Annotated in this window: 19 protein-coding genes and 1 riboswitch; of the genes, 4 read left to right on the top strand and 15 right to left on the bottom strand. The window is 68.0% G+C overall.

All coding sequences use genetic code 11. The features are described from left to right. Nucleotides 1-116 precede the first annotated feature (116 nt). The gene (locus ACQR0Z_RS11695; protein WP_434918678.1) at nt 117-671 is read left to right on the top strand and encodes a hypothetical protein; all 555 of its coding nucleotides are present in this window, start codon (nt 117-119) and stop codon (nt 669-671) included. 51 nt (nt 672-722) lie between these two features. Here the strand turns inward: ACQR0Z_RS11695 and cyoB are convergent, their stop codons facing one another. The 4 genes from cyoB to ACQR0Z_RS11675 all read right to left on the bottom strand — a co-directional run bounded on the left by cyoB (nt 723) and on the right by ACQR0Z_RS11675 (nt 6,603). After that, nucleotides 723-2,720, bottom strand: coding sequence for a cytochrome o ubiquinol oxidase subunit I (gene cyoB / locus ACQR0Z_RS11690; protein WP_434878275.1), 1,998 nt, complete (start codon nt 2,718-2,720; stop codon nt 723-725). A 12-nt stretch (nt 2,721-2,732) separates the two neighbouring features. After that, entirely contained in the window at nt 2,733-4,496 is a 1,764-nt protein-coding gene (locus tag ACQR0Z_RS11685) for an SDR family oxidoreductase (protein ID WP_434878276.1), read from the bottom strand. Between the two features lie 116 nt (nt 4,497-4,612). Further along, complete coding sequence (gene bluB / locus ACQR0Z_RS11680) at nt 4,613-5,269, bottom strand: 5,6-dimethylbenzimidazole synthase (RefSeq protein WP_434918677.1); 657 nt, start codon at nt 5,267-5,269, stop codon at nt 4,613-4,615. Continuing rightward, on the bottom strand, nt 5,266-6,603 hold the full coding sequence (locus tag ACQR0Z_RS11675; protein ID WP_434918676.1) for a cobyrinate a,c-diamide synthase: 1,338 nt from the start codon (nt 6,601-6,603) through the stop codon (nt 5,266-5,268). The genes bluB and ACQR0Z_RS11675 overlap by 4 nt, the downstream gene beginning before the upstream one ends. A 35-nt stretch (nt 6,604-6,638) precedes the next feature. On the opposite strand from ACQR0Z_RS11675, the gene ACQR0Z_RS11670 reads away from it, so the two are divergent. Next, nucleotides 6,639-7,781, top strand: coding sequence for a cobalt-precorrin-5B (C(1))-methyltransferase (locus ACQR0Z_RS11670; protein ID WP_434918675.1), 1,143 nt, complete (start codon nt 6,639-6,641; stop codon nt 7,779-7,781). Here ACQR0Z_RS11670 and cobM read toward each other — a convergent pair. Genes cobM through cbiE form a run of 3 tightly spaced genes read right to left on the bottom strand, consistent with a single transcriptional unit; the run spans nt 7,751 to nt 10,139 of the window. Further along, a complete protein-coding gene (gene cobM, locus ACQR0Z_RS11665) occupies nt 7,751-8,512 on the bottom strand; it encodes a precorrin-4 C(11)-methyltransferase (RefSeq protein WP_434918674.1) in 762 nt (253 codons plus the stop codon). The genes ACQR0Z_RS11670 and cobM overlap by 31 nt on opposite strands. Then, on the bottom strand, nt 8,509-8,907 hold the full coding sequence (locus tag ACQR0Z_RS11660; protein ID WP_434918673.1) for a cobalamin biosynthesis protein: 399 nt from the start codon (nt 8,905-8,907) through the stop codon (nt 8,509-8,511). The genes cobM and ACQR0Z_RS11660 overlap by 4 nt, the downstream gene beginning before the upstream one ends. Further along, a complete protein-coding gene (cbiE, locus tag ACQR0Z_RS11655) occupies nt 8,904-10,139 on the bottom strand; it encodes a precorrin-6y C5,15-methyltransferase (decarboxylating) subunit CbiE (RefSeq protein ID WP_434918672.1) in 1,236 nt (411 codons plus the stop codon). The genes ACQR0Z_RS11660 and cbiE overlap by 4 nt, the downstream gene beginning before the upstream one ends. A 14-nt stretch (nt 10,140-10,153) precedes the next feature. Between cbiE and ACQR0Z_RS11650 the strand changes: the two genes are divergently transcribed. After that, on the top strand, nt 10,154-10,927 hold the full coding sequence (locus ACQR0Z_RS11650) for a cobalt-precorrin-6A reductase (RefSeq protein ID WP_434918671.1): 774 nt from the start codon (nt 10,154-10,156) through the stop codon (nt 10,925-10,927). Here ACQR0Z_RS11650 and cobJ read toward each other — a convergent pair. The 8 genes from cobJ to ACQR0Z_RS11610 are packed head-to-tail and all read right to left on the bottom strand — an operon-like array spanning nt 10,891 to nt 19,815. Next, complete coding sequence (cobJ, locus tag ACQR0Z_RS11645; protein ID WP_434918670.1) at nt 10,891-11,658, bottom strand: precorrin-3B C(17)-methyltransferase; 768 nt, start codon at nt 11,656-11,658, stop codon at nt 10,891-10,893. The genes ACQR0Z_RS11650 and cobJ overlap by 37 nt on opposite strands. After that, a complete protein-coding gene (locus ACQR0Z_RS11640; protein WP_434918669.1) occupies nt 11,655-12,413 on the bottom strand; it encodes a precorrin-2 C(20)-methyltransferase in 759 nt (252 codons plus the stop codon). Before ACQR0Z_RS11640 ends, cobJ begins: the two co-directional genes overlap by 4 nt. Further along, nucleotides 12,410-13,042 (bottom strand): precorrin-8X methylmutase, encoded by a 633-nt coding sequence (locus ACQR0Z_RS11635; RefSeq protein WP_434918668.1) that lies wholly within the window; start codon nt 13,040-13,042, stop codon nt 12,410-12,412. Before ACQR0Z_RS11635 ends, ACQR0Z_RS11640 begins: the two co-directional genes overlap by 4 nt. Continuing rightward, entirely contained in the window at nt 13,035-14,309 is a 1,275-nt protein-coding gene (gene cobG, locus ACQR0Z_RS11630) for a precorrin-3B synthase (protein ID WP_434918667.1), read from the bottom strand. The genes ACQR0Z_RS11635 and cobG overlap by 8 nt, the downstream gene beginning before the upstream one ends. Beyond that, complete coding sequence (gene cobN / locus ACQR0Z_RS11625; protein WP_434918666.1) at nt 14,306-17,716, bottom strand: cobaltochelatase subunit CobN; 3,411 nt, start codon at nt 17,714-17,716, stop codon at nt 14,306-14,308. Before cobN ends, cobG begins: the two co-directional genes overlap by 4 nt. Before the next feature lie 9 nt (nt 17,717-17,725). Next, a complete protein-coding gene (gene cobW / locus ACQR0Z_RS11620; RefSeq protein ID WP_434918665.1) occupies nt 17,726-18,763 on the bottom strand; it encodes a cobalamin biosynthesis protein CobW in 1,038 nt (345 codons plus the stop codon). A gap of 20 nt (nt 18,764-18,783) precedes the next feature. After that, nucleotides 18,784-19,179 carry a DUF1636 domain-containing protein gene (locus ACQR0Z_RS11615; protein WP_434918664.1) on the bottom strand — a complete coding sequence of 132 codons (396 nt, stop codon included), beginning with the start codon at nt 19,177-19,179 and terminating at the stop codon, nt 18,784-18,786. A gap of 3 nt (nt 19,180-19,182) precedes the next feature. Further along, a complete protein-coding gene (locus ACQR0Z_RS11610) occupies nt 19,183-19,815 on the bottom strand; it encodes a HupE/UreJ family protein (protein ID WP_434861944.1) in 633 nt (210 codons plus the stop codon). Nucleotides 19,816-19,937: 122 nt separating this feature from the next. After that, nucleotides 19,938-20,132: riboswitch (cobalamin riboswitch) on the bottom strand. Between the two features lie 34 nt (nt 20,133-20,166). Here ACQR0Z_RS11610 and cobU point away from each other — a divergent pair. After that, on the top strand, nt 20,167-20,703 hold the full coding sequence (gene cobU / locus ACQR0Z_RS11605) for a bifunctional adenosylcobinamide kinase/adenosylcobinamide-phosphate guanylyltransferase (protein ID WP_434918663.1): 537 nt from the start codon (nt 20,167-20,169) through the stop codon (nt 20,701-20,703). Nucleotides 20,704-20,707: the final 4 nt, after the last annotated feature.

Here is a 20,707-nt window from a genome sequence, read left to right as displayed (position 1 = left end):
GATGCTGCAGGCGCGTCTACGACAAACGTGGCGCGACAATCGGTCCGCCGCGAGAACTGAAACCAAGCTTCTGTCGTTCGGATTGAGCAAGACCCATCACCACGGGAGAAATCAGAATGATGACTTTCAAGGCCGCCGCGACCCTGGCCATCGCCGGCGCGATCTCTTTGTCCACCCTGCAATCGGCCTCCGCAGCGCCGCTGACATCGCTCTCCGCGTCAGCAAAGCCGGCTGAGACACCGCACGCCGTTCAGGTCGGCTATCGCGGCTGGCACCATCATGGCGGCTGGGGCGGCGGTGCGGCGATCGGAGCCGGGCTTCTGGCCGGTGCCGTGATCGGATCGGCGATTGCCGCGCCGAGCTATGGCTACGCGCCCTACCCGTCCTACGGCTATGGCGGCTATCGCTACGCGAGTTCCCCGTATTACGGCTACGGCGGCGGCTACTACCCGGTGAGCTCCTACCGCCCGTATTATGGCGGCTATGGCTACAGCTATGCCCCGCGTCCGGTCTATCGCAGCTATGGCTACTACAACCACCATCGCCCCTGGCGGCACAGCTATGGCTACTACCGCGGTCCCGGGTTTGGCCATCATCACGGCTGGCACGGCGGCCGGCATTTCGGACACCGCCATGGCCATGGCGTGATCCGCACGCACCATCGCTGGTGATGGTTCACGTCCCGGTGCGATCGGCCACCCGCTCGCACCGGGACGACCTCTTCACGCTTCGGCCGCTGCTGCCGGCCGCTGTCGCGCTTCGATGAGGTGCCGATCGATCCGTGCCACCTCGGCCGCCGGGATGACGTACTCATCGTGGTCGCGCCAGGCGAACACGACAAACGTCGCGAACGCCCCCATTGCACCGAGCGCGACCATCCACCAGATGTGCCAGATCAGCGCGAAGCCCATGACCGTGGCGAAGAACGCGCAGACGAACCCGGTAGGAGAGTTTTTCGGCAGTTCGATGTCCTGATAGTCCGTCTTCCTGGTGTGAAGCTGCTGGTCCTTGGTGTTTTCCTTGATCCGCCAATACGCATCCTGCCCCGTCACATTGGGGAGCACCGCAAAGTTGAACACCGGCGGCGGCGAGGACGTGGCCCATTCCAGCGAGCGGCCGTCCCAGGGATCGCCGGTCGTATCGCGCAGCCATTCGCGGTCGCGGATGCTGAACACGAGCTGGAGGATCTGGAGGATGACGCCGATCGCGAGCAGCGCCGTGCCGACGGTCGCCGCCGCCAGCCAGGGGCGCCATTCGGCGACGTCGTAATGCTGCATGCGCCGGGTCATGCCGAGCAGTCCTACCACATAGAGCGGCATGAACGTGACGTAGAAACCGATCAGCGTGAACCAGAACGCCGCCTTGCCCCAGCTCTCGTAGAGGCGGAAGCCAAAGGCCTTCGGAAACCAGTAGGTGATGCCCGCGAACACGCCGAACAGCACCCCGCCGATGATCACGTTGTGGAAATGCGCCACCAGGAACAGGCTGTTGTGCAGCAGAAAATCCGCCGGCGGCACCGCGACCAGCACGCCCGTCAGCCCACCGATCATGAAGGTGATCATGAAGCCGATGGACCACAGCATGGGGGTCGTAAAACGCACTCGGCCGCCGTACATCGTGAACAGCCAGTTGTAGATCTTCACGCCCGTGGGCACCGCGATGATCATGCTGGCGATCCCGAAGATCGCGTTCACGTTGGGCCCCGCCCCCATCGTGAAGAAATGATGCAGCCAGACCATGAAGGAGACGACGCAGATCGCCATCGTCGCCAGCACCATCGAGCGATAGCCGAACAGCGACTTGCTCGAGAACGTAGCGACGACCTCGGAATAGATGCCGAAGGCCGGCAGAACCAGGATGTAAACCTCGGGATGGCCCCAGGCCCAGATCAGGTTCATGAACATCATCATGTTGCCGCCGGCCTCGTTGGTGAAGAAGTGGAAACCGAAATAGCGGTCGAGCATAAGCATCGTCAGCGTCGCCGTCAGGATCGGAAAGGCTGCGACGATCAGAAGATTGGAGGCAAGCGTGGTCCAGCAGAACATCGGCATGCGCAGATAGCTCATGCCCCTCGTGCGCAGCTTGAGCACGGTCGTGACCAGGTTGATGCCGGCGACCAGCGTTCCGATCCCGGAGATTTCCAGCGCCCAGATGTAATAGTCGACGCCCACGCCGGGCGAATAAGTCATCTCGGAGAGCGGCGGAAACGGCAGCCAGCCGGTGCGCGCGAATTCGCCGACCACGAGCGAGACATTGACCAGCAGCGCGCCGGACGCGGTCAGCCAGAAGCCGACCGAATTGAGCGTCGGAAATGCGACATCACGGACGCCGAGCTGCAAAGGCACCACCAGATTCATCAGTCCGATCACGAACGGCATCGCCACGAAGAAGATCATGATGGTGCCGTGGGCGGAGAAGATCTGGTTGTAGTGCTCAGGCGGCAGATAGCCGTTCGAATGGAACGCGACCGCCTGCTGCGTCCGCATCATGATCGCATCAGTCCCGCCACGCAGCAGCATCACGAACGCCAGCAGGATGTACATGACGCCGATCCGCTTGTGATCGACGCTGGTGATCCATTCGCGCCAGAGATAGGGAAAGTATCCCTTCGCGAACACCCAGCCGAGGATGCCGAGGATCGCGACCAGCACCAGCCCGGCGGCAGCGAGCGGAATGGGCTGGCCGAACGGAATGGCCGACCAATCGAGCTTGCCGAGCATGCAGCCTCCGGTTCAGTGATGCGAGCGGACACTCGGCGTGGCGCGCGGGCGGCGTCCCCGTGCAATCATCACCAACGCCAGGCCGCCGAGCCCGACCGCGAGACCGATCTTGCTGAGCTGGCCCGCAGGCGGCAGCTTCTTGCGACCGAGCCATCCGCCGCTCACCGCCGTGCCCGCTGCAATCGGAGCCAGCACGGCTCCGGAACTGCGCGGCGCCATGTGGGCTCGCGACAGCAGGAAGCGGAAGGCCGAGCTCATCAGTCGCTCCGTCGGCCGCCGCGCCAAGGCGTAGGAGACCTGTCCGAGCCGGGCCGGCCAACCGACGGCGATCTCGTCGCGCGGCGCGCGAATGAGCTGCACGAACGTCTCTGCCACGTCCTCGGGCCGATACAGCAGCGGACCGGGGTCGAGGTTGCGGCCGGACATGTTGGCGCCATGAACGAAGCCGGGCGTATCCACCATCGCAGGGAACACGCTGCAGACGTGAATGTCCTTGTGAGCCGCGAGCTCCTGGCGCAGACTGGCCGAGAAGCCGCGCAAGCCGAACTTGCTCGCCGTGTAGGCCGCTGCGAACGGCGTCGGCGCCCAGCCACCCAGCGAGATGTTGTTGATCAACGTGCCCCGTCGCTGCCGCAGGAAGATCGGCAGCACCGCATAGGCGCCGTTCATCGTGCCAAGGAGATTGACCTCGATCGTCTTGCGGTGAAGCGCGATATCGGCATCCTGATAGGCGCCGAACACCCCGGTCCCGGCATTGTTGATCCAGATGTCGATGCCGCCGAAGGTCTGCACGGCCTGCTCGGCCAGCCGCTTGACCTGCTCAGCGTCGGTCACATCGGTGCCGACCGCCAGGGCGCGTCCGCCGAGCGTCTCGCATTCGGCGGCAACATCCTTCAGCACGTCCTCGCGCCGCGCGGCGAGCACGATGCTCGCCCCTTCCCGCGCAAGCGCGAGCGCCGTTGCCCGGCCGATGCCGCTGGAGGCGCCGGTAACGACGACGCGGGTTCCTCGCAGATCGCGCATCAGCCGTCGCGCCTCCGGCGAGGCATCGATCAGCCAGCCGAGCGAGCGACGCAGTTGCTGCGTCCCGCCGCTGTCGAACCACCGACCATGCGCGAAGATGACGCGCTCAGGCGACAGCGCGATCAGGCGCGCCGCAGCAAGGCGCACGGCGCGACCTCCCAGCCGCAACAGCATCCGCAAATAGGCCGGCGCCTTGCCATCCGGTGCCGTGATGCCAAGCAGCTTCGCAGCCGGGCGCGACAGGAGACCCAAGCTCTCCGGCGCGAGATTCTGCACGAGATCGGTCAGGATCAGGGTCCGGCTCGGCCGATGAAATACTTCGACCTCGGTGAAGAACGGGGCCGAGACCAAGACCAGCTGCAGATCTTCGGACCATTCGTCCGGGGTGACATCGGTAAGCTCGCGATCGATGCGCAGGCGGCTGCGCCGCACCTGCTGACGCTCGGCAAGACCGGGCGCCGCATAGACGCGAACGTGAGGAAGCGCGGCCTGCCAGTCCGGCAGGAACATCCAATGCGCGACGTTCGGAGCGAGCAGATATTTGATCGGACCGAGCCGTTCCAGCTCCTCGCGCAGCGCGAGGGAATAGCGCGTGGGCGAATGCAACAGCAGATCTCCGCTCGACAGGCGGATCACGGTCATGCGGATCGGGAGCGGCAGACCGGCCGCGCTGATGCGCCCGGCATCGACGATCCAGACATTCTCTGCGACGGCGCGCAAACCGTGGCTGAAGCTTCGAGATGTTTGATCCATGCGAGGTCCGCCGACGAGATGCCCGTCAACAAACCTCCGGAGCGGCTCATGGTTTCAATCGCCGTGACCCGCTGCGCCGGAACCGCCCGCCTGCAGCCTCTCTCGGAGCCTCGTGACTACCGCCGGAGCGGCGCAAGCACGCTTGGCGCAAGCCGCGTTTCCCAGCCGTGACGGTCGAGTTCGGGATCGTCGTGCTCCTCCTGCGGCCAACCGATACAGAGATGAGCGATCAGGCTCCACTCCGGCGGCAAATCGAGATCCCGGCACAGCGCCGCGGGATCGACGATCGACACCCAGCCGACACCGAGTCCCTCGGCGCGCGCGGCGAGCCAGAAGGTCTGGATCGCCGCGACCACCGAATAGCGCAGCGTTTCCGGCATCGAGACGCGGCCGAGACGATGACCGGTCGCAGCGCCCTCGTCGGCACAGACCGCGAGATGCACGGGTGCCTGTGTGAGACCCTCCAGCTTGAGGCTCGCATACAGCGCACGCCGCTCGCCGTCATAGCCGGCCAGTGCCGCCTCATTGCTGCGCTTAAAATTTGCGATGACGGCTGCGCGCCGCTGCGCACTTTCGACCAGCACGAAGCGCCAGGGCTGGCAGAAGCCCACCGACGGCGCATGGGATGCGAGGGTCAGAAGCTGCTGGATCAGTTCCGAGGATACGGCATCGCTGCGGAAGCGGCGCACGTCGCGGCGCCAGCGAACCAGCTCGGCGAAGCGCGCCCTGAACGAGGCATCGAATTGCGGCGGCACCTGCTTGGCAGAGCTCATGCGGCCTCTCCGCTCAGGACATGCAGAAACGATCCCGTCACGGAGCCGCGCCGCGAGCCACGCTCGGCGATCGCTCGGCCCGAGGCGTCTCGACAGGCGATCAGCGGATCGTCCGCTTCGCTCAGGATCGTCGCGTAGTGGAACTCGTGACCGTGAACGGAAGCTCCCTTCACACCGAGGCTACAGTCGGCCAGCAAGGTGGCATGACGGTAGCCAAGATGGAGCCGGCGGCTGACGAACGATGTTTCCAGCCCGAGCAATCCGGCCATCCCGTGCCGCGTACCCTTTGCATCTTCGAGCCCCGCACCGAGCGTCATATAGCCACCGCACTCGCCATGGATCGGCACACCGCGCGCCGCCATCGCGCGGAGGCCGGCGAGAAAAGCCTGAGCGGCCGCAAGTCGCCCGGCATGGAGTTCGGGATAGCCGCCGGGCAGCCACACCGCATCGGCGGCCGCATCGGGCGCATCGTCGTTCAGCGGCGAGAACGGCACGATGTCGGCGCCCGCAGCGCGCCAATGTCGCAACAGGTGTGGATAGCTGAAGGAGAACGCGGCATCGGAGGCCAGCGCGATGCGCTGACCCGGCGGCCGGATCCCGAAGCCGGCGTCGCCGGCCTGCTCGCGGCTATGCCCAATGCGCGCGCGCGCCAACAATGCGTCCAGATCGACCGATCGGGAGATCTGGTCGGCGAGATTGTCGAGATGGCTCTCGATCGCCGTGATCTCCTGCGCCTGGACCAGGCCGAGGTGGCGCTCCGGCAGCGTGAGCGTCTCGTTGCGGGCCAGCGCGCCGAGCACATCGAGGCCGATGGTCTTGAAGCCGGGATCGATCAGGGCGCGGTGCCGTTCGCTCGCGACCCGGTTCAGGATGACGCCGGCAATCTGCACGTCGGCGCGGAACTTCGCGCAGCCAAGCGCGATGGCCGCGGCCGTCTCGGTCTGTCCGCTCACGTCGAGCACGAGCAGGACAGGCCAGCCGAGCAGCGCGGCGATATCAGCGGCCGAGCCCCGGCCCGCCCGGCCGGGTTGCGGCGCGCCGTCGAACAGGCCCATGACGCCCTCGACGACGGCGATGTCAGCGTCTGCGGTGACGGCGGACACGAGCCCCTGCAGCTGAGCCGCCGACATCGCCCAGCCGTCGAGATTGAAGCTCGTGCGCCGCGCCGCCACGGTGTGAAAGGCGAGGTCGATGTAGTCGGGCCCGCATTTGAACGGCTGCACCCGCATGCCCCGCCGGGCCAGCGCCCGCAGCAGTCCGAGCGTCACCGTGGTCTTGCCGGCGCCCGAGCGCGGCGCCGCGATGATGATCCCCCTTGGCGCCGTGATGGTCATGGCCGGAGCACCGCCACGTCGCAACGAAATGTGCTATGCGCTGCGGGATGACGGGAACGAGCGAGGCGCCGAACCGACCGCTGAAGCGTGGCTGGACCACCGGCAGCTGCGCCACGGCCGCCGCGCGCGCAGCATATGAGCTGCTGATCACCGGCAGCTGTCCCGCCATGGTCGAGATCGCCCTGCCCGGCGGACGCCGCGTCAGCTTCGCCGTGGCGATGCACGAGAGCGACGGCACACGCGCCACGGCCGGCGTCATCAAGGATGCCGGCGACGATCCCGACGTCACGCATGGCGCCCTGGTCAAGGCCACGGTGCAGCGGGGCCTTGCGGACGCAGGTGTCACGTTTCTCGCCGGCCCCGGGGTCGGCACCATCACCAGGCCCGGCCTGCCGCTGCCGCCCGGTGAACCCGCGATCAATCCGGTGCCGCGCGAGATGATGACGGCAGCTCTCGACGAGGCTGCCCGTGCGCTCGGCGCGACGCGGGATGTCGTCGTCGAGATCTCGATCCCCGGCGGCGAGGAGCTGGCGAAGAAGACGCTGAACCCGCGGCTCGGCATCGTCGGCGGGCTGTCGATCCTGGGCACCACAGGCATCGTCGTGCCCTTCAGCTGCGCCGCCTGGATCCACTCGATCTATCGCGGCATCGACGTCGCGCGTGCCGCTGGCCTGCCGCACATTGCCGGCGCCACGGGGAGCACATCGGAAAAAGCCGTGCAGCAGCTGTTCGGCCTGCCGGAGGCTGCATTGATCGACATGGGCGACTTCGCCGGCGGCATGCTGAAATATCTGCGCCGCCATCCGGTGGCGCGCGTCACCGTGGCCGGCGGCTTCGCCAAGATGACCAAGCTCGGCCAGGGACTGCTGGACCTGCATTCGCGCGCAGGCGAGGTCGATGTTGAATGGCTGGCTGATACGCTCCACGACGCCGGTGCACCGGAGGCGCTGGTCACGCGCGCCCGCGGCGCGAACACCGCATTGCAGGTGCTGCAAGAGTCCGAACGGGCGGGCTTCCCCGCGGGAGCCATCGTTGCGTCTGCTGCGTGGCAGACGGCGCACCGCGCGCTCGGCAACGAGGCGATCGCGCTCGATGTCGCCGTGTTCGACCGTGACGGGCGGCTCGTCGGTCAGAGCAGCGGACCGGCTCATTCGCCTCTCCCGCGGAAACGCCGCTGATAGTCGGCGTCGTACAGCGCGCTGTTACGAAAATCCTCCGAGCCGAGCGCGCGACCAACGAGAATCAGCGCGGTGCGCTCCATCGCTTCGGTCGCGATCTGGTCCACGATCGTCGCAAGCGTGCCGGTCACGACGCGCTGATCCGGCCAGCTCGCGCGATAGACGATCGCGACCGGACAATCGTCGCCATAATGCGGGCGTAGCTCGTCGACGATTTTGTCGAGAACGTGGATCGACAGATGAATGGCGAGCGTGGCGCGCGACTGCGCGAACAGCGACAATTGCTCCGTCTCCGGCATCGCCGAGGCGCGGCCGGAGGTGCGTGTCAGCACCACGGACTGCGCAAGCCCCGGCAGCGTCAGCTCGCGCCCGAGCGCCGCTGCGGCCGCCGCGAACGAGGGTACGCCGGGCGTGATCGTATAGGCGATGTTCATGGCATCGAGCCGCCGCAGCTGCTCGCCGAGCGCGCTCCAGATCGAGAGATCACCGGAATGCAGCCGCGCGACGTCTTGACCGGCTTCCGTCGCCCGCGCCATTTCGGCGATGATCTCGTCGAGCGACAGCGGCGCCGTATCGACGATGCGCGCGGCGGGCGGACAATGATCGAGCAGCGCCTTCGGGACCAGCGAGCCAGCATAGAGACAGACCGGACAGCGCGCGATCAAATCGCGGCCGCGCACGGTGATCAGGTCTGCTGCGCCAGGGCCGGCGCCGATGAAATGGACCGTCATGACATCAGCTCCGCAGGGCCCTCGCCTTCCGCGATGGCGCAGGTCGCGGAGGCATGCGCGAGCCGCGGCAGAACCAATCGCGCATTGCGGCCGGCCGCGGCGAGCGCCGCAGTTTCCGCGACCGACGGTACGCCCTTGAGACGCTGCACGCGATCGCTGCGGGTGACCGTGAGATCGGCGACCGCCGAGAGTTCGTCAGCCGCGATTCCAAGCAGCGGACGCTGCAGGCGCTTTGCGGTCTCGATGATGCCGGGCTCGTCCTGTTTGTCGGCGGCCGTTGCGATCACGGTGATCTCGCCGGTCGAAAGCCGCGCAACGGTCAGAGCTTGAGCCACCACCGCCTCGATCGCATCGGCGCTTGCGTCGCGGCGGCAGCCGATCCCGAGCGCGATCATGACTTCGTCACCCGCCACTGCGTCACCGGCATGGCCTGCCGCCAGCCATGCATGCGGCCGACCGGCTCGATGCGCGAGACGGCGATGCGAATGAGATCGCCGCCGTGTCTGCCGAACAGATCGGTGACCCGCGCCTCGCCTTCGAGCGAAATCACGTTGGCGACGAGGCGGCCGCCCGGCTTCAGCTTCGCCCAGGCCGTCTCGAACACGCCCTGCTCCGAAATGCCGCCGCCGATGAAGATCGCATCCGGCGGCTCGAGATCGGCGAGCACCGCCGGTGCGCGCCCCAGCACGATCCTGAGATCGGGCGCACCGAGCGCGAGCGCGTTGCGCATCGCGCGGTCGGCGCGGTCCTGCCGCGCCTCGATGCCGATCGCGCGCAGTGTGCCATGGCGCAGCAGCCACTCGATCGCGACCGAACCGGAGCCCAGGCCCACATCCCACAGCAGCTCGCCTGGCTGCGGCGCAAGAGCCGAGAGCGTGACTGCACGCACATCGCGCTTGGTGAGCTGGCCGTCATGCTCGAACAGATCGTCGGCGAGACCCGAGGTCAGCGGGATCACTGGCGCGTCGGGCTCGGCAATCACCTCCAAGGCGATCGTCGTCAACGGGTTGATGTCCGAGAGGTCGAAGGCGCTGGCCGTCGCGCTTCGCACCCGCTCGTGCGGACCGCCGATGGCTTCGAGCACCGTCAGGCGCGAGCGCCCCATCCGCCGCGACGTCAACAAGGTTGCGAGCTTCCCCGCCGTTGATCCGTCCCAGGCCAGCGCCAGGATGCGCGCGCCGGGCGCCAGATGCCGGATGATTCCTTCGAGAGGACGGCCATGCAGCGTCACCTGGGCTGTGTCCTGCAACGCCCAGCCGAGCCGCGCCGCCGCCAGACTGAAGGCGGAGGGCTGCGGCACGCATAGCATCTCAGCGCCAGCGAAGCGCTGCATCAGCTGCTTGCCGACGCCGTAGTTGAAGGGGTCACCGCTGGCGAGCACGACGACCGGCTCACCCCGGCGCGCCGCGATCTGATCGAAGGCCAGATGGAGCGGGCTCGGCCACGCCAGACGCTCGCCAGCAATCAGGGGCGATGCGAGCTCCAGATGACGCCCGCCGCCGACAACCAGGGCCGCCTGCGCAATGAGACGACGCGCGGGCGCCGAGAGCCCCTCGACGCCGTCCTCGCCGATGCCGATGATGGACAGCCAGCGCGCCGCGTTGCAAGTTGCGCCCGGATTTACCATGGACCCTGCCCCGCATGCGCGTTCTCATTCTCGGCGGCACGACCGAAGCATCGGAGCTGGCGCGGCTGTTGGCGGACGACGGCCGCTTCGCGGCGACGCTCTCGCTCGCAGGCCGCACCGTCGCGCCACGGCCGCAGCCGCTGCCGACACGCATCGGCGGCTTCGGCGGCACTGCCGGGCTGGAGGCGTGGCTGCGCGATCATGCTGTAGACGCGGTGATCGACGCGACGCATCCTTATGCCGACCAGATCTCGCGCAACGTCGTTGCGGCCTGCGCTGCGCTGGCGCTGCCGCTGGCGTCGATCCGGCGCGCGGCCTGGCAGCGCGAAGACGGTGACCGCTGGATCGAGGTCGACAGTTCCGAGGCGGCGGCCGAAGCGCTCGGCGCAATTGCTGTCCGCGTGTTCCTCAGCCTCGGCCGGCTGGAGCTGACGGCCTTTGCCGCGGCTCCGCAGCATCACTACATCGCCCGCACGATCGATCCGCCCGGCGACATCCTGCTGCCGCCGGACATCAGCTTCATCTCCGATCGCGGCCCGTTCGACGCCGTCAAAGAGCATGATTTCCTGGTCCAGGAGCGCATCGCATTCGTCGTCTCGAAGAACTCCGGCGGCACTGCGACCTACCCGAAGATCGCGGCGGCGCGCCGGCTCGGCATTCCCGTGGTGATGATCGCGCGGCCCGACAAGCCGCATGGCGTTGCGCTGGAGAGCGCGGCCGCGGCCGTGCGCTGGCTCGAGGATCAGCTCGCTCATGCGCCGCCCTCGACTTCGCGGCGGAGCGTGTAGACGTAGGGCGACTTGCCCTCGCGCGTGATCAGGCGTGTCGCCGCCGATCCAATCAGGACCAGCGTGCGCATGTCGGCCTTCGCGGGATCGACCTCGCCGAGCGTCGTGATGATCCGGCTGACATCGCCGCTCCCTGCGGCGCGGACCATCACGACCACGGTCGACGACGGCTTGAGCTGCCGCAGCAATGCAAACGCTTCGCCGAGCTGATGCGGACGCGCCTTGGAGAGCGGGTTGTAGAGCGCGACGACGAAATCGGCGGCGGCCGCCGCCTCCAGCCTTCGCCTGATCGTGGTCCAGCTCTTGAGATTGTCGGACAGCGAGATCGCGCAGAAGTCACCGCCGAGCGGCGCGCCGACTTCGGCTGCGGCGGCCAGCATCGCCGTGACACCAGGCTCGACGCGGATATCCAGATCACGCCAGGCCCGCGGTCCCGCCTCGACCGCTTCGAACACCGCCGCCGCCATCGCGAACACGCCGGGATCGCCGCCGGATACGACCGCGACTTGCCTGCCTTCACTGGCGAGCGTCAGCGCGTGGCGCGCACGATCGAGCTCGACGCGATTGTCGCTGGCGTGGCGGATCTGGCCCGGACGGCTCGTCGTAACGCGATCGAGATAGGGTCCGTAGCCGATCAGATCGCTCGCCGCAGCGATCGCAGCAGATGCCGCAGGCGTCATCAGCTCGGCCCGGCCCGGACCGACGCCGACGATGGTGAGCGTTCCCGTCACAGCCGGCGCCCCTGCCCCGGGATCAGAATCATGGAGAAATAAGGCCCGCGATCCTGATCGATCTCCGCCAGCGGCGCGACGCGCTCGGCCTCCATCGTCCCGCGCTCGACATAGACGGCGCGGTCGAGCAAGCCCGCGGCGGCAATCGCGCGCTTCACCTTGGTCAGGTTGCGCCCGACCTTCATGATCACGGCGGCCTCGCAGCGCGTCAGCCGATCGCGCAGAACCTCTTCGGTCAGCGTGCCCGGCAGCACCGAGAGGATATCGTCGCCCCAGGTGATCGGGACATTGGCCTTGGTCCAGCAGCCGGACATGCCGGTCACGCCAGGTACGACCTCCACGCGATGATCCTGCTCAAGGCGGCGCCACATGTGCATGAACGAGCCGTAGAAGAAGGGATCGCCCTCCGACAGCAGGCCCACCGAGCGACCCGCCACGAGATGCGCCGCGATGCTGTCGGCGGCGCGATGATAGAAGTCACCGATCTGCGCCTGGTAGCTGGGATCGGCAACCGGTACCTCCTCGGTGACCGGATACTCGAGTCGCAATTCGTGCCGGCCAGCATCCATCAGCGGCGCCACGATCCGGCGCGCATTGCCCTCCATGCCGCGCTTGGCGAAGAACGCCACCACATCGACCGAGCGGATCAGGCCGGCGGCACGCAAGGTCAAATAGCGCACGTCGCCGGGACCGACGCCGATGCCATACAGCGTCCCGGCCTCGGCCGTGCCCGCGATGATGTCGAGCGGACTCATTCGACATCGCTCGCGATGGCATTCACCGCCGCAACCGCCATCGCGCTGCCGCCTTTGCGTCCCCGGACGATCAGATAGGGCACGCGGCCATCGGCTGCGAGCGCCTCCTTCGACTCGCGCGCGCCGACAAAGCCGACCGCCGTGCCGATCACGGCCGCAGGGCGCGGTGCGTCCTGGTCGAGCATGTCGAGCAGATGAAACAGCGAGGTCGGCGCATTGCCGATCGCCACCAGCGCGCCGCCGAGATGCGGCCGCCACAGCTCCAGCGCCGCGGCCGAACGCGTCGTGCCGAGCTTTGCCGCCAGCGCCGGCACCTGCGGGTCATCGAGCGTGCAGATGATCTCGTTCCTGGCCGGCAGGCGTGCGCGCGTGATGCCCTGCGCCACCATCTTGGCGTCGCACAGGATCGGCGCGCCGCGATCGAGCGCGGCGCGCGCCGCGGCGGCGAAATGATCGGACATCTCGATATCCGAGGTGATCTCGACCATGCCGCAGGCATGGATGATGCGCACGGCGATCTTCTCTTCCAATCCGTGGAAGCGCGACAGATCGGCTTCGGCACGAATGGTGGCGAAGGAGCGACGATAGATCTCCGCGCCATCCTTGATGTAGTCGCGCAGGTCAGACATCGGCCTTCTCTCTTGCCTTGAACAGCGCAACCGCCACCTGGTCGAGATGAGCCGGATCGACAATGCCGCAGGGTTCGCTTCTCACGGTGCCGTTGCGCACGATGCGATAATGGTCGCCCTCGCCGATCAGCACGACGTCGGCAGACGCCGAGCGCGCGCACCCCTTGGCGCAGCCGGAGACATGCAGCGAGCCTTGAAACCTGGTGCGAGCCATCGCGTCCGCGAGCACGCGCGCATGCTGTCGCGTGGCGAGCGCGGTCGATGAACAGCAGCCGACGCCGGAACAGGCATCGATCCGCATCATCGGATCAGCATCGTCGACGATCAGGCCGAGGGTTGCCGCATCGGCGATGATCTGCCCGGCCACCGCGCGCCCGGCGGCGACATAGAGCGTGCGCCACGGCGACAAGCGGACCTCACCGATAGCATGGGCGGAGAGGATCTCTGCAAGATGCGCAAGCGTGTCGCTGTCGAGACGGCCGAACGGCACACCGAGTCCCGTGACGCTGAGCTCGTCCGTCAAGGCAATCAGCCCGCAGCGCTGCGATGGCGACGCCGACTGCGGCGGGATTGCGTTGGATACATCGAGATCAAGTTCGGCGCTGATGGCCGCGATCGCGGGACGCGGCAGCGCAGTGGCGCGACGCGTGGGGCTGAGTTGCAGCACACAGCGCGCGAGACGCACGGCCTTGGCTGCGGCGCCAGCCATCACGGTCGTGCCGAGCCATGTCACGCCGTCGGCAGCGGCAAGTCCGATCGCGATACGGTTGCTGCCCGCAGGACCACAGGCGACGAGACGCACATCCGCGGCGAGACCGGACAGCGGCAGTCTGCCACCGCCGTCGAGCGCAAAGCTGAACTTGGCCGGCAGCGCCTGCAGCTCCGGCTCCGAGGCCAGCCGGTTTTCCAGATCGGCCGCAATCGGGCGCATGTCGGCAATCTCAGCCGGGTCCAGTCCCGCCAGCGGATTGATGACGATGTTGCGGATCGCCTCCAGCTCGGCGCTGTCGTCGAGCAGTTGGAGCGAGGCCATGACGTCCCACAACGGCGCCAGGGTTTGCTGCGAGACGCCGCGGATCTGCAGATTGGCGCGGCGTGTCAGGTCGATCTGGCCGTTGCCGAAGCGCTGCGCGGCGTCGGCCAACTCGCGCAGCGCCGCGACCGGCAGCGCGCCGCCATGCGGTCGGACGCGGACGATGAGGCCGTCGCCGCTCGGCATCGGCCGACGCGCGCCCGGACACCAGCCCTTGATCTCGGCGGCGGTCACGAGACACTCTCCCTCTCGGTCAGACGCTCGCGGGCCGACGCGAGTTCGTCAGCGACTGCGTTCCGGCGCGGCACCCAGCGCTGCCGGCGCAGCAGATCCTCGAAGCGCGACACGATCGACGCGACCGCTGCCGGGTTGCGCGCGATCATCGCCTCCAACACTGCCTCGTCGCGCAAGAGCGCCCCATGCGCCAGATCAAACAGGTGCTCGGGCACGGTGTCCGAGGTCGCCGCGAAGGCATAGAGCGCGTCGACGCCTTGCGCAATCTCGGCGACACCGCGGTAGCCGTGGCCGAGCATGCCCGAGATCCAGCGCGGATTGGTGAGGCGGCCGCGCACGACGCGGGCGATCTCCTCGCTGAAGGTGCGCGCCTTCGGCGCCTCGGGCCGGCTGGTGTCGAGATGCAGCAGCGCCGGCGTGGCGCCGAGCGCGGCGGCCGCCGCGGCGAAGCCGCCGGCGAAGTCGGCGACCTCCTCGCCATCGAGCAGGTCGCGCTCGCGATCGTCCTGCGGATGCACCAGCGCATCGGCGCCGCGGACGCGGGCTCGAAACGTCTCGGCGGCCGACAGGCCGTCATGCGCGCCGCCGAAACTGAAGCCGGTGGCGTCGAGATAAGCGTCACCGAGCTCAGCCCGGCTCTCCCAAGCCATGCCAAGCGCGAGATCGGCGGCCACGGCGCCGTAGCTGCCGGGCGCGCCGCCGAACACGCGTGCGAGGCTTTCGCCGCGCCGCCGCGCCGCCGCCAGCGGATTATCGGCATCGTCCTCGTCGAGCGCCGCGACCTTCTGCACGGCGAGATCGAACAGCGCGATCTGCGCTTCGAACAGGTCGCGAAACAGCCCGGAGATCCGCAGCGTCGCATCGATGCGCGGACGATCGAGCATCGCGAGTGGCAGCACGTCGACGCCGGTGACGCGGTTGGAATTGAGATCCCAGCGCGGACGCACGCCGAGATAGGCCATCGCCTGGGCGAGATCGTCGCCGCCGGTGCGCAGCGAGGCGGACGCCCAGAGATCGAGCATCAGCGCGCGCGGATAGTCGCCATGGTCCTGAAGATAGCGCCGGATCACCTCGTCGGCGGCGCGCGCGCCGACCAGCGCGGCCGTGCGCGTCGGGATCGCGCGCGGATCGACCGCAGTGAGATTGCGCCCCGTCGGCAGCACGTCGAGCCGGCCGCGGCTGGGCGCGCCGGCCGGACCTGCCGCCACACGGCGGCCGTCGAGGGCCGCGAGCAGCGCGCTCTGCTCCGATGCCGCGCTGGCGGCGATGCGGCCGCCGATCTCGACCCGGTCGATCGTGGCGCCCGCGGCGGTGATCGCATCGGTGAGCAAGGCATTCGCCGCGGCATCGGGCGCCTGCCCGAACACGTGCAGGCGCTCGCGCACCGTCAGCTCCTTGATGTCACAGAGCTGCGCGTCGAGCTGTGCAATCGCCTCGCGCCCGTTCATGGTACGGTCCAGTCCGCAATCGGCGGCCAGGCCGCTCTGCCAGGCGCGCGCGACGATCTCGTCTTCCAGGAGCTTCAGGCGGCGTTTGTCGAGCCCGTCGGCCTCGGCATATTCCTCGACCAGCCCTTCCAGCTCGAGCAGCGGACCATGCAGGCCGGCCTGCGACAGCGGCGGCGTCAGATGCCCCAGCGTCAGCGCCGACAGCCGCCGCTTGGCCTGCATCGCCTCGCCCGGGTTGTTGACGATGAAGGGATAGATCACGGGCAGCGGCCCCAGCACGGCCTCGGGCCAGCAGGCATTCGACAACGCCAGCGCCTTGCCGGGCAGCCATTCCAGCGTGCCATGCGCGCCGAGATGGATCAGCGCGTCGATGCGCTCGGCCTCGCGCAGATGCGTGTAGAGCGCGACAAAAGCGTGCCGCGGCGGCACGCTGGTGTCGTGATAGCCCGCCTTGCGATCGCCGCGGCTGCCGCGATCCGGCTGCAGCAGGATGGCGAGTCGTCCCGCACGCAGCACGGGAAAGCGAAAGGCGCCGTCGCGGAAGGCCGGATCGGCATCGATCTCGCCCCAACTCTCATGCAGCCCGCGCTGCAGATCGTCCGGCAGCCGGCCGAGCGCCTGCTGGTAATCGGCGAGCGGAACGATCAGTTCATCCGCCTCGTCACGCAGCAGCGCTTCGACCTGCTGAACAGAGGCAACCTCATTGCCGAGATCGCATCCGGCTTCCGCCAAATGCTGCGCAATCGCGGCAGCACTCGCACTGGTGTCGAGGCCGACGGCGTAGCCGCGCCGGCCTCCACGCGCCGGATAGTCCGACAGGACCAGCGCAAGGCGGCGGTCGGCCGCGGGCGTGGTTCGCAGCCGCGCCCAATTCGCAGCGAGGCGCGCGACATAGGCGATGCGATCGGACTGCGGCACGTAGCGCACCGCGCCGAACTGCAGCCGCTCGTCCACTGCGGCCTCGCCCTTGAAGGCGATCGGGCGGGCCAGCAGCCGGCCGTCCAGCTCCGGCAGCACGACGTTCATAGCAAGGTCGGTCGGCGACAGCCCGCGCGATGACGACGTCCATGCCTCCTCGGTGCTCTGCGCCTGAATGACCTGCAGCACCGGCGCGTCGGCGACATCGAGCACCGTAGAGCCATCGTCACGCAACGCCGAGAACGCGGTGGCATTCAGCACCACGGCGGGACGGCGCGCCGCGACCAATCGCTCGATGGCGTCGCGGATGCTCGGGTCCTTCAGGCTCGTCACCGCCACGGCCAATGCAGCGAGCCCTTCGCGCTCGATCGCCTGCATCAGCGCGGCGATGCCAGCGGTGTCCGCGGCGAGCAGGCTCGCGCGATAGAACACGATCAGCGCGACTGCTCGGCCATCCTGCTTAAGGCAGAGATCGTCGACCATGACGGCGCCGCGCTCCGGAACGAAGCCGACGATCGATCCGACCGCAACCGGCTCCGCGAACGCCGCGTCATGTCCGAGCAGCACGGCGAGATAGCGCAGCGCCTCGCGCGCGTTGCCGACGCCACCCTCGTGCAGATAGCCATACAGCCGCGCGGTTGCCTGCTGCGGCAGCGTGGAGAGCGCGTCGAGCCGGTCGTCGGCACGATCATCGCCCGGCAACGCCGCGAACAGGATGTTGCGGCTGCGGCAGACCGCGGCGATCCGCTCCATTCCATAACGCCAATAATCGAGCCCGCCGAGGCAACGCACCACGACGGCTCGCGCGCCGGTGATGACACGGTCGATATAGAGATCGACCGACATCGGGTGCTTCAGCCGCTTCAGGCTGGCGAGCCGCAGGCTCGGCAGTTCGTCCGCATGCGCCGTCCACGCTGCTGCGAGCGCCGACAGGTCGCTGTCGGAGAACGACAGCACGACGATCTCGGCCGGCGACTGCGCGAGATCGACGGCCTGTTCGAGGTCGTCGAGATCAGCGCCTGTGGTCGCCAGGAGATGCATGTCCCCCGCCTAGCCCGCGATCAGGCTCTTGATGGCAGCCGCGTCGAGACCGCGCTCGCCGATGACCACGAGCCGTCCCTGCCGCGCCTCGCCCGCACGCCACGGGCGCTCGAACTGATGCTGGATGCGGTTGCCGACAGCCTGCACCAGGAGGCGCAGCGGCTTGCCGGCGACTTCGACGAAGCCTTTCACGCGCAGCACGTCATGCGCATCGACGGCGGCCGCAATGCGATCGACGAGCACATCCGGTGAGGCCTGCGCGGGCACGTCGAGAACGAAGCTCTCGAAATCCTCATGATCGTGCTCGGCCTCGTTGTCGTGATGCGACGGCCGCGCCGCGAGATCGGCTTCCGCCGCCGCGCCAAGCCCGAGCAGAATGGAGGCCGACAGCCTGCCATGCTCGGTCGCGATCACCTTGACGGAGCGCTGGACGGTGGCAGCGATCTCGGAGGCGACGCTCTTGCGTTCATCATCGTTCATCAGGTCGCTCTTGTTCATCACGACGAGATCGGCGCAGAGCAGCTGGTCCTCGTAGACCTCCTCGAGCGGGTTGTCGTGGTCGAGCGAATCGTCGGCCGCGCGCTGGGCGGCCAGGGCCTCCGGATCATCGGCGAAACGGCCGGCCATCACGGCGGGGCCGTCGACCACGGCGACGACGCCGTCGACGGTCACGCGGGTCGCGATCTCAGGCCAGTTGAAGGCCTGCACCAGCGGCTTCGGCAGCGCCAGGCCGGAGGTCTCGATCACGATGTGCTCCGGCGGCTCCTTCTGGTCGAGCAGGCTCTTCAGCGCCGGCACGAAATCATCGGCCACGGTGCAGCACAGGCAGCCGTTGGAGAGCTCGACGATGCGATCCTCCGGACAGTCCGGCACGCCACAGCCCTTCAGAATGTCGCCGTCGATGCCGACATCGCCGAACTCGTTGACGATGATCGCGAGCCGCCGGCCGTTGGCGGTCTCGATCAGGTTGCGCACCAGCGTGGTCTTGCCGGCTCCGAGGAAGCCGGTGACGATGGTGCACGGCGTCTTCGCGAACGACTTGGTCATGAGGATCAGTTCTCTCGTGTTCAGGACATCGCCGGCAGCGCGGGCACACGCGCGACGGTGTTCTTGCGGATGTATTCGGGACGCTCGCGCCAGGCCGGCAGCCCCGCCTCGTGGCGCTGATGCAGTTGCGCGAATGTCAAAACATCCCGCGCATGAAAGTCCGGATCGAGCGCGCCGAGCACATAGGTCCATTTGCCCGGCGCCGTCACGGCCACCGTACAGGCCCGATTGCAGTTCGACAGGCATTCGACGCCGACCACCGTGACACCGTCCCGCTGTTCGGGCGGCACGGCTTCGATCGCGGCGAGCAGGCGCGCTCCCGCGCGCGGCTGCTCAGGCGGCGTGACGTCAGCCGCCTGCGTGCGGCAGGTGATGCAGACGAACAGCGTCGTCTGCCCAGTCTCTGAAGCGGTCATCAATCAGCCGATCACGCCCGCGGCGGTCGCCGCGGCGATACCGCCCACCAGCACGATGGCCGCGCCGGCCACGCGCAGCGCCATCGGTGCAAGTGTATCAGCCTTCGCCGACAGCAGCCGGGTGGCGACAAACGCGCCGGCTGCGATCAAGGTCTGGATCACGAGCAGGCCGGCGAAATAGGCGCCGAGCGGCGTATTCTCGGCACCGACGATCGACTCGCCCAGCGCATAGCCATGCACGAGGCCGGTCAGCGCGAACAGGGCCGCGACGGGTAGCACGCCGAACCGGCCGCGCATCACCACGACGAGGCCGACCACGGCGGTCGAGAGACCGACCAGCAGCTCGGCAGCGGGAATGTTGGCCTTGGCCAGATGCAGCCCGACGCCCGCGATCATCGCCGTGGTGAAGGCGAGCACCGGCGCGAAACCGCGGCCGAGCAGCGCCGCGACGATGCCGGCACCGATGATGGCGGCAAAATGATCGAGCCCGATCACGGGATGGCCGAGGCCGGAGAGTAGGCCCTGCGCAAAGGTCTGCGGCAGCTTGCCGTCCATCATGTGATGCGCAAACGCGGGCTGGGCCGCGAGCAGGACGAAGCTCGCGACGGCAAAAGTGGTGCTACGGGTGAATCTCATGGCCGTCTCCGTCGCTTGCCGGCTCCCCCAGAGGACCGGACGATGCGCTGCATCCGACGGCATCCCGCCGAATCCTCGGCAGGATCAAAACCAGCATCGCGACGCCCCGCGCGACGGGTCGGCCAACAGCAATGTCGACGGCAGGTCTCCTGGCTCTCGGGTCGCTGCGTGAAACCACCTTCCCGGTTTCCCAGTGGTGTCTTGGCCTCACACTCGCCGATTACAGTTGCGGGGGCAGCCGCGGCCTGGGGTCCGAAGGACCCGCACCGTGTTCCCTAAATCTCTCCTTTCGGAGAACCGTCATCTGTTAGATACGGGGCGGGCCAAAGCCCGTCAATCGGAATCGTCCCCATGCCCCCTGCCCCGCCGTTCCCCGCCCTGCCGCGCCTCACTTTGGTGCTCGGCGGCGCGCGCTCGGGCAAGAGCCGGTACGCCGAGGCGCTGATCACCGCGAATCCGCCACCCTGGATCTATGTTGCGACCGCGCAGGCGTTCGACGACGAGATGACCGAGCGCATTGCACAACACAAGGCACGGCGCGCCGAGGGATGGCAGACGCTGGAGACCACGCATGATCTCGCCGGCCTCGTCCGCGCGCACACAGATGCGTCCGCTCCGATCCTGATCGATTGTCTCACGCTCTGGCTCAGCAATGTGATGCTCGCCGACATGGACGTACCGGCCGCATCCGCCGAGCTCGTCGAGGCGCTCTCAGTCGCGCGCGGTCCGATCATTACCGTCTCCAATGAAGTCGGGCTCGGCATCGTGCCGGACAATGCGCTGGCCCGCGCGTTTCGCGACGCGCAGGGACGGCTCAACCAGGATGTCGCGGCGATGGCTGACCGCGTGATCCTGATGGCGGCCGGCCTGCCGCTGACGTTGAAATAAGGAA

The sequence above is a fragment of the Bradyrhizobium sp. HKCCYLS3077 genome (genome assembly GCF_051167555.1).
Taxonomy (GTDB): domain Bacteria; phylum Pseudomonadota; class Alphaproteobacteria; order Rhizobiales; family Xanthobacteraceae; genus Bradyrhizobium.
This window is presented reverse-complemented; position numbering and strand designations above follow the sequence as displayed.